Below are 8,999 nucleotides of genomic sequence, written 5' to 3' on the forward strand. Positions count from 1 at the left end.
GCCCCCATCGGAACCAGGTTCCGGACACAGCACCGCGTCGTTCCGTGGTTCCGTGTCCGGAATCAGGTGCCCTGGACGCGACCCCGGACGGACGGGAGGCGCGGTGCCAGCTGGCACCGCGCCTCCCGTCCGATCGTGGAGACCGGCGCTTACGCGACCTGCTCCTCGGTCTGCGGGTCGAACAGGCTGGACGCCTCGTGGCGCTCGATCGCGGCCGCGACGAGCCCCGCGAACAGCGGGTGCGCATCGGTCGGACGCGAGCGGAGCTCCGGGTGCGCCTGGGTGGCGATGTAGAACGGGTGCACGTCGCGCGGGAGCTCGACGTACTCCACCAGCGTGCCGTCGGGCGACGTGCCCGAGAAGACGAGGCCGGCGTCCGCGATCTGCTCGCGGTACTTGTTGTTCACCTCGTAGCGGTGACGGTGCCGCTCGGAGGCCTCCGGCGCTCCGTACAGCTCCGCCGCCAGCGAGCCTTCGGTGAACGACGCCGGGTACAGGCCCAGGCGCATCGTGCCGCCCAGGTCGCCACCGGCGATGATGTCGACCTGCTCCGCCATCGTCGCGATGACCGGCGTCGAGGTCTCCGGGTCGAACTCGGTGCTCGACGCGTCGGTCAGACCGACCTCGTGGCGGGCGTACTCGATGACCATGCACTGCAGGCCGAGGCACAGGCCGAGCGTCGGGATGCCCTGCTCACGCGCGAACTTCAGCGCGCCGAGCTTGCCCTCGATGCCGCGCACGCCGAATCCACCGGGGATGCAGATGCCGTCGACGTCGCCGAGCTGCTTCGCCGCGCCCTCGGGCGTGGTGCAGTCGTCGGACACGACCCACTTCAGCGTCACCTTGGCGTCGTGCGCGAAGCCGCCGGCACGGAGCGCCTCGGTGACGGACAGGTAGGCGTCCGGCAGGTCGATGTACTTGCCGACCAGGGCGATCGTGACGGCCTTCTTCGGCTCGTGCACGGCCTTCAGCACCGGGGTCCACGCCGTCCAGTCGACCGGACCGGCGTCGAGCTTGAGCGCCTCGACGATGACCTGGTCGAGGCCCTGGTTGTTCAGCAGCGTCGGCAGGTCGTAGATCGAGGGGACGTCCACGGCGTTCACCACGGCGTCCTCGTCGACGTCGCACATCAGCGCGATCTTGCGCTTGTTCGACTCCGACACCGGACGGTCGCTGCGCAGCACGAGCGCGTCGGGCTGGATGCCGATCGAGCGCAGAGCGGCGACGGAGTGCTGCGTCGGCTTGGTCTTCTGCTCGCCCGAGGCGTTCATGAACGGCACCAGCGAGACGTGCACGAAGAACACGTTGTTGCGGCCGAGCTCGTGCCGGACCTGACGGGCGGACTCGATGAACGGCTGCGACTCGATGTCGCCGACGGTGCCACCGACCTCGGTGATGATGACGTCGGGCTGCGGGTCGTTCTGCGCCTGCTCGCGCATCCGGCGCTTGATCTCGTCGGTGATGTGCGGGATGACCTGCACCGTGTCGCCGAGGTACTCGCCGCGACGCTCCTTGGCGATCACCGTCGAGTACACCTGACCGGTCGTGACGTTCGCGGCCTGCGACAGGTTGATGTCGAGGAAACGCTCGTAGTGCCCGATGTCGAGGTCCGTCTCCGCACCGTCGTCGGTCACGAAGACCTCGCCGTGCTGGAACGGGTTCATGGTGCCCGGGTCCACGTTGAGGTACGGGTCGAGCTTCTGCATGACGACCTTGAGGCCGCGAGCCGTGAGCAGGTTGCCGAGGCTGGCCGCCGTCAGGCCCTTGCCGAGAGACGAGACGACCCCGCCGGTCACGAAGATCTGCTTCGTCACCTTCGGGGTCGAGTTCGAAGAATTGGTACCGCCGCTGAGAGTGTCCGCCACGGGATTCCATCGTACGTCAGAACTGCCGGGAGGCGCGACCTCGGTTCGCCGTGGGCGTTGCGCGGGTGGGTGGCCGGGTCCTCGGGCCGTGGCCGGGTCGGCAGGCGGCACCCGCCTGCTTGGTCGTCAGGCTCGCTGGCCGGCCACGTCGAGCAGCTCGCGGGCGTGCTCGATCCCGCTGGCGCTGTCGCCGAGCCCGGAGAGCAACCGTGCCATCTCCTGCAGCCGGTCCTCGCCCTCGAGCCGGCGCACGCTCGACGACGTGACGGCCCCACTGGCGTCCTTCACGACGTTGAGGTGGTTGTTCGCGAAGGCCGCGACCTGGGCCAGGTGCGTGACGACGATGACCTGCGTGCGCTCGGCGAGCTTCGCCAGCCGTCGGCCGATCTCGATCGCCGCCGCCCCGCCGACACCGGCGTCGACCTCGTCGAAGACGAACGTCGGCACCGTGGTGATGCCGGCCATGACGACCTCGATCGCGAGCATCACGCGCGAGAGCTCACCGCCGGACGCCCCCTTGCCGATCGGCCGGGGGTCGGTGCCGGAGTGCGGCTGGAGCAGGATCGTGACCTGGTCACGGCCGTGCCGGCGGTACTCGCCGGCGTCGGTGACCTCGACCACCAGGGTCGCGCCACCCATCGCGAGGGTCTTCAGCTCAGCGGTCACGCGCTTCGCCAGGTCGGTGGCCGCCTTGGTGCGCGCCGCCGTGAGCGCGGCGGCGGCGGACTCGAGCGCCTGCTCGTCCTGCTCGACCGACTGCTGCAACGCCGCGATCCGGTCGTCGTCGCCGTCGAGCTCGAGCAGCCGGTCGCTCGCGCGCTGTCCGTAGGCGATGACGTCGTCCACCGTCTCGCCGTACTTGCGGGTGAGGCCGGCCAGCAGGGCACGGCGTTCGTTGATGAGTTCGAGGTCGTGCCCGGCCTCGGGTTCCAGGGAACCGAGGTAGCTCGAGATGCTCGCCGAGACCTCGGCCGCCTGGATCCCGAGCTCCGTGAGCTGCTCGAGCACCGGCTGCAGGGCACTGTCCGACGACGCTACGCGCTCCACGGCACGGCGTGCGGACTCGACCAGGCCGACGACGTCGGAGACGCCGTCGAGGGACTCGCTGGACAACGCCTCGTGCGCCAGGGCAGCGGACAACCGGAGCTCCTCGAGGTTGCCCAACCGTTCGGCGCGTTCGGCCAGCTCGACGTCCTCGCCGGGCTGCGGGTCGGCGGCCTCGATCTCGTCGGAGGCCGCGCGGATCCGCTCGGCCTCGGCCACCCGGTCGTCCCGGTCGCGGACCAGGACCTCGAGTTCACCGGCGTGCTGCTGCCAGGCGTCGTACGCGGCGACGTACCGGGCGAGGGCCTTCTCGAGCGAGGCTCCCCCGAACCCGTCGAGGGCAGCCCGCTGCGCCGCTGCCGAGGTCAGGCGGATCTGGTCCGACTGCCCGTGCACGGTGACGAGCTGGTCGGCGAGCTCGCCGAGCACCGCCACGGGCGCACTCCGACCGCCCACCGTGGCACGGCTGCGCCCCTCGGCGGAGACCGTGCGGGTGAGGATGAGTTCGCCGTCCTCGACGGTGCCGCCGGCGTCCTCGACGCGTTCGGCGACGGCGTCCTGCTCGGGGACGTGCCAGCGACCTTCGACGACGGCGCTCGACGCACCGCGGCGCACCGAGCCCGCATCGGCCCGCGCACCGAGCAGCAGCCCGAGCGCCGTGACGATCATGGTCTTGCCCGCACCGGTCTCCCCGGTGACGACGGTGAAGCCCGGCCCGAGTTCGAGCGTGGTCTCACCGATGACACCGAGGTCGCGGATCGCGATCTCCTCGATCATCGGGCGTTCTCCCTGCTCATCGGGCGTTCTCCGGGCTCATCGGTCGTCCTCGTCGCTCTGGGGGCCGCGCCACCCGGCGACGGGCAGCTGGAACTTCGCGACCAGGCGGTCGGTGAACGGAGCGTCCTTGAGGCGAGCGACACGCACCGGGTCGGGCGAACGCCGGACCTCGACACGGGCGCCCGGGGGCAGGTCGTGGGTCCGTCGGCCGTCGCACCACAGGACACCGACGCCGCTCGTGCGCCGCAGGACCTCGATCGCGAGCGTGCAGTCCGGCCCGACGACGATCGGACGGGCGAACAGGGCGTGGGCGCTCAGCGGCACCATGAGCAGCGCGTCGACGTCCGGCCACACGATGGGGCCACCGCCGGAGAACGAGTACGCCGTGGATCCGGTCGGGGTCGACACGACCACGCCGTCGCAGCCGAAGGACGACAGCGGGCGGCCGTCGACCTCGGTCACGACCTCGAGCATCCGTTCCCGGGAGGCCTTCTCGATCGTGGCCTCGTTCAGCGCCCAGCTCGAGTAGACGATCTGGTTGCCGACGACCACGTCGACCTGCAGGGTGACGCGTTCCTCGACGTTGTACTCGCCGGACAGCGCACGCTCGACCGTCTCGGACAGGCCGTCACGTTCGCTCTCGGCCAGGAACCCGACGTGCCCGAGGTTCACCCCGATCAGCGGAGCGCCGGTGTTCCGCACGAGTTCGGCCGCGCGGAGGATCGTGCCGTCGCCACCGAGCACGATGACGATCTCGAGCTGGTTCGGCTGGACGTCGACGCCGAGGATGTCGACCTTGCCGACCGACGCTTCGGCACGACGGATGTCGGCGTACTCGTCGAAGGGCATGACGGGCGTGAGACCGGCTGCGTGCAGGAGGTCGCAGACCTCGACCGCAGCGTCGATCGAGTCACGGCGACCCGTGTGGGACACGAGCAGGATGTGCCGTTCGTCACTCATGAAGACCCTTCCGTGAGTTCGGTCGCCCGGACTCTCCATTCTGTCGGATTGCCCCCGACACCGCGCTGGAAGCGGGCCAGGTACTCGTGGTTGCCGTGTGTCCCGACGATCGGGGACGCGGCGAGCCCACTGGTGCCGAGGCCCAGGTCCCACGCCGCCCACAGCACGTTCATGAGCGCGTCGTTCCGGAGCCCGGCGTCGTGCACGATGCCCTCGCGCACACCGCCACGACCAACTTCGAACTGGGGCTTCACCAGGAGCACGAACTCGTCCGCGGGGACGGCTTCGGCCAGCGCCGGCAGCACGAGTCGGAGCGAGATGAAGGACAGGTCCCCCACCACCAGGCTCGTCTCGGCAGCGGTGCCGTCGAGCGCCAGGTAGTCGGCGCGCGTGAGGTTCCGCGCGTTCGTCCCCTCGACCACGGCGACGCGTTCGTCGAGCGCGATGGTGGGGTGCAGCTGTCCGTGCCCCACGTCGAGCGCGATGACTCGGCGCGCGCCGCGTGCGAGCAGCACCTGGGTGAACCCGCCGGTGCTCGCGCCCACGTCGAGCACGACCCGGTCGGCGGGGTCGACGTCGAACGCGTCGAGTGCACCGACGAGCTTCCGGGCCGCGCGCGAGACCCACTCGTCCGCGGCGTCGACCTCGATGTCCGCGTCGGATGCGGTCGGCGTCGACGGTTTCAGGACGGCACGGCCGCCCACGATCACCCGGCCGTCCTGGATCAGCTTGCTGGCGACGGTGCGCGACCGTGCGAGCCCGCGTGCAGCGAGGAGGGCGTCCAGGCGGACCGGGGTCGCGTCGTGCACGGCTCCGTCCGGCTCAGGCACTCGCGGAGCCGCCGCTCTCGAGCCGCGTCCGCAGCTCGTCGTGCAGGGCGGAGAAGGCGTCGGCGCGTTCGGCGAGCGGCAGGGCCTCGGCCTCGGCGGTGCGCGCGGCGAAGGCGTCCTGCTGCTCGGGATCGGCGGACGGCTGCTCGGGGTTCGGCACGTCCGACACGCTACTCGCCGCCGTACAGCTGCGGGTCCACGTCGAGGCCGTAGATGGCCAACCCGGACTCCCAGATGAGCGTCGAGCCGGCACGGAGCCGATCGATGTCCGTCCCGGCGTCGAGCACCCGGACGACGTGCCCGCGCATCGCCACCGTCGCAGTACCGACGGTCACGTACCGGGTGCCGTCCTCGTCCTCGCGCCGCGCCGTCTCCGGGTACGGCTGGGACAGCCCCCGGAGGTCTTCGAGCACGTAGGTGGGACGCGAGCGCTGGTCGGCCGCGAGCACCTGCTTCGCCTTGTCGATGCCGGTGAGCACGAGCACGCTCGGGATCCCGACGTCGTTCGCACCCTTGATGTCGGTGTCCAACCGGTCCCCGATGAACAGGGTCCGACCGCCGCCGAAGCGCTCGACCGCCGTGTCGAAGATCGGCCGCTCGGGCTTGCCGGCGACCACGGGCATCCGGCCGACCGCCTGGTGCACGGCGGACACGAGCGTGCCGTTGCCGGGCGCGATGCCCCGCTCGACCGGGATCGACCAGTCCATGTTCGTGGCCACCCACGGCACGTCCGGGTCGGCCAGGGCGAAGGAGGCCTCGGCCAGTTCCTTCCAACCGAGGTCCGGTGAGAAGCCCTGGATGACGGCGGCCGGGGAGTCCTCGGCACTCGAGGTGACGGTGAACCCGGCTTCCTCGACGATGCTGGACAGCCCGAGCCCGCCGGTGACCAGGACGGTCGCTCCGGCCGGCACCAGGGTCGCGAGCAGCTGGACACCGGCCTGTGACGAGGTGACGACGTCGCCCTCGGACACCTCGAGCCCGTAGCGCTCGAGGTGCTCGGCGACGTCGATCGGCCGGCGCGATGCGTTGTTCGTGATGTAGCCGACCCGCGCCGTGAGCGATGCCCGGGTCAGGGCTTCGACCGCGTGCGGGATGGCGTTGCGGCCCCGGTAGACGACGCCGTCGAGGTCGGTGAGGACCACGTCGACGCCGTCGGTCAAGGCCGCCGAGTGCTCAGCCAGCTGCGGAGCCGTCGACGTCGCGGGGGTTGTCGTCGTCGATCTCGCCGGGCTCGTCGGCTGCGGAGGTGTCGTCGTCGAGGTCGTCGAGGGCGGGTTCGTCATCGAGGTCGTCGTCGATGTCGTCGGCGGATTCGTCGTCGCCGTCGAGCTCGTCGGTCGCGACGTCGTCGGCTCCGAGGTCATCGGCGGCGTCGTCTCCGGCGTCTCCGTGTTCTTCGACTTCGAGCGTTTCCTCGACCACATCAACTGTCTCCCAAGCGTTGTCGTCCGCGATTTCGGCGAGGGCCGCTGCCGCGCGGTCCACACGGGCCCACCACTCGTCGGCCTCGTCCTGTCGACCGAGCTCCTCGAGCGTGGCCGCGTAAGCACTGTAGAGCGCCGGGGACCACGTGTAGGCGGTGGATGGGTCGAGCTGTGGAATCTCCAGCTCGCCGAGGGCGGCTGTGGGATTCCCGAGGTCGAGACGAGCGCCGGACATGGCGATCGCGAGCTCGACCTGCACCGGGGTCTCGAGGGCCGAGCGCTCGACCGAACGACCGAGCTCGAGTGCCCGCTCCGGACGGCCCAGGCCACGCTCGCAGTCCACCATCATCGGCAGCTGGTCGTTGCGGCCGGAGATCCGACGGTAGGTGCGGAGCTCCCGGAGCGCGGTGGCGAAGTCGCCGAGGCGGTACGCGGTGATCGCCGCCGTCTCGCGGACGACACCGACACGACCGGCACGACGAGCAGCGCTCAGGGCGTGCTGGTTGGCCGTCTCGGGGTCGTCGTCGACGAAGAGTGCGGCGGCCACGAGGTGACGCGCAACCCAGTCGGCGTTGTCCTTGCTGAGGGTCTTCAACTCCATCCGGGCCGCGGGGTCGAGGTCGCGCGCCTGGATCTCCTCGGGGATCTCCGGGTCGTCGTGGCGCGGACGGATCGACTTGGTGCCGTAGGGGTCGCGGTCCTCCCAGTCGTCGCGCGCGGCCTCACCGAAACGGGCGCCGGCGTGACGGCTGCCGTCACCGAAACGACGACGGTCTTCGCCGCCGTCGCGAGCCGGGCGATCCGACGAACCCCCGCGGAACGGACGGTCGGACGAACCACCACGGGCCGGACGGTCGGACGAACCACCGCGGTACGGGCGGTCGCCGTCACGAGCGGGACGATCGGAGCCCCCGCGGTACGGGCGGTCCCCGTCACGAGCGGGACGATCGGAGCCCCCGCGGTACGGGCGGTCCCCGTCACGAGCGGGACGATCGGAGCCCCTGCGGTACGGGCGGTCGCCATCGCGACGCGGACGGTCAGAACCGCCCTGGAAGGGTCGGTCCCCGTCACGGCGCGGCCGGTCCGACGACCCGCCACGGTACGGACGGTCACCATCACGAGCGGGACGGTCGGACGATCCACCGCGGTACGGGCGATCGCCATCACGAGCCGGGCGGCCTGACGATCCACCGCGGTAGGGACGGTCGCCGTCACGAGCGGGACGATCGGACGATCCACCGCGGTACGGACGATCGCCATCACGACGCGGACGGTCTGAACCACCCTGGAACGGGCGGTCACCGTCACGACGCGGACGGTCAGAACTCCCGCCACGGAACGGACGATCACCGTCACGAGCCGGGCGGTCCGAGCCACCACGGAACGGACGATCGCCATCGCGTCGCGGACGATCGGCACCGCGCGGACCATCGCCACGCGGCGGCCGGCCGGAGTCACCACGGTCGCCCTGCCACGACGGACGGTCGTTCCGGTCGCCGGACCGGAACGGACGATCCCCATCGCGACGCGGAGCGCTGTCCCGGCGGGGTGCACCGTCACGGAACGGACGGTCTCCACCCTGCGGACGATCACGACGGTCGCCTTCGCGGCGCTCGAACTCACGAGGACCGGACGACCAACGACCATCGCTCTGGCCGTCCCGACGCGGAGCGCCGTCGCGACGCGGGAACCGGTCGCCGTCCCGCCGGGGTCGATCTCCGCGGTCCCCGTCGTTCCGCCGCTGATCGTCGTCGTTCGCCACCGTTGCTCCTCATCGCGTGCCCGGTGCAGTGCCTCGGGCGTTCGTCCGCTGTGTCGTTGTGTTGGGTGCCGCGTCGGTCAACCGACGTCGGCCTCCAGTCCATCACGAACCAGAGCCGGCGTCGAGGGAACGGCGGCAGAAACAGAAATGGCCACCGGCCCCGACCGAGAACGAGGGTTTCCCCTGCGAATTCTCGATGGAGGGCCGATGGCCACATCTTTCATACGTTAAGTCCGGCGGCGTCCTACTCTCCCACAAGGTCCCCCTTGCAGTACCATCGGCGCTGAGAGGCTTAGCTTCCGGGTTCGGAATGTGACCGGGCGTTTCCCTCTCGCTA

At 70.8% G+C, this 8,999-nt stretch carries 7 protein-coding genes and 1 rRNA gene; all 8 read right to left on the reverse strand.

Annotation, left to right across the window (positions count from 1 at the left end; translation table 11 throughout):
- Nucleotides 1-149 precede the first annotated feature (149 nt).
- A complete protein-coding gene (locus DEJ09_RS06495; RefSeq protein WP_110864214.1) occupies nucleotides 150-1,865 on the reverse strand; it encodes a CTP synthase in 1,716 nt (571 codons plus the stop codon).
- Nucleotides 1,866-1,991: 126 nt separating this feature from the next.
- Nucleotides 1,992-3,686, reverse strand: coding sequence for a DNA repair protein RecN (recN, locus tag DEJ09_RS06500; RefSeq protein ID WP_111087968.1), 1,695 nt, complete (start codon nucleotides 3,684-3,686; stop codon nucleotides 1,992-1,994).
- 36 nt (nucleotides 3,687-3,722) lie between these two features.
- A complete protein-coding gene (locus DEJ09_RS06505; protein ID WP_071245131.1) occupies nucleotides 3,723-4,646 on the reverse strand; it encodes an NAD kinase in 924 nt (307 codons plus the stop codon).
- On the reverse strand, nucleotides 4,643-5,476 hold the full coding sequence (locus DEJ09_RS06510) for a TlyA family RNA methyltransferase (protein WP_111087969.1): 834 nt from the start codon (nucleotides 5,474-5,476) through the stop codon (nucleotides 4,643-4,645). The genes DEJ09_RS06505 and DEJ09_RS06510 overlap by 4 nt, the downstream gene beginning before the upstream one ends.
- A complete protein-coding gene (locus DEJ09_RS18050) occupies nucleotides 5,469-5,636 on the reverse strand; it encodes a hypothetical protein (protein ID WP_181433286.1) in 168 nt (55 codons plus the stop codon). The genes DEJ09_RS06510 and DEJ09_RS18050 overlap by 8 nt, the downstream gene beginning before the upstream one ends.
- 10 nt (nucleotides 5,637-5,646) lie before the next feature.
- On the reverse strand, nucleotides 5,647-6,636 hold the full coding sequence (locus DEJ09_RS06515) for an HAD-IIA family hydrolase (RefSeq protein WP_182710556.1): 990 nt from the start codon (nucleotides 6,634-6,636) through the stop codon (nucleotides 5,647-5,649).
- Nucleotides 6,637-6,649: 13 nt separating this feature from the next.
- Nucleotides 6,650-7,501, reverse strand: coding sequence for a hypothetical protein (locus tag DEJ09_RS18055; protein ID WP_110864218.1), 852 nt, complete (start codon nucleotides 7,499-7,501; stop codon nucleotides 6,650-6,652).
- Nucleotides 7,502-8,893: 1,392 nt separating this feature from the next.
- Nucleotides 8,894-8,999: ribosomal RNA gene (rrf, locus tag DEJ09_RS06530) — 5S ribosomal RNA — on the reverse strand; the annotation flags it as partial.

Origin of the sequence: Curtobacterium sp. MCLR17_055, assembly GCF_003234305.1 — a bacterium.
In the GTDB taxonomy this organism is placed as follows: Bacteria; Actinomycetota; Actinomycetes; order Actinomycetales; family Microbacteriaceae; genus Curtobacterium; species Curtobacterium flaccumfaciens.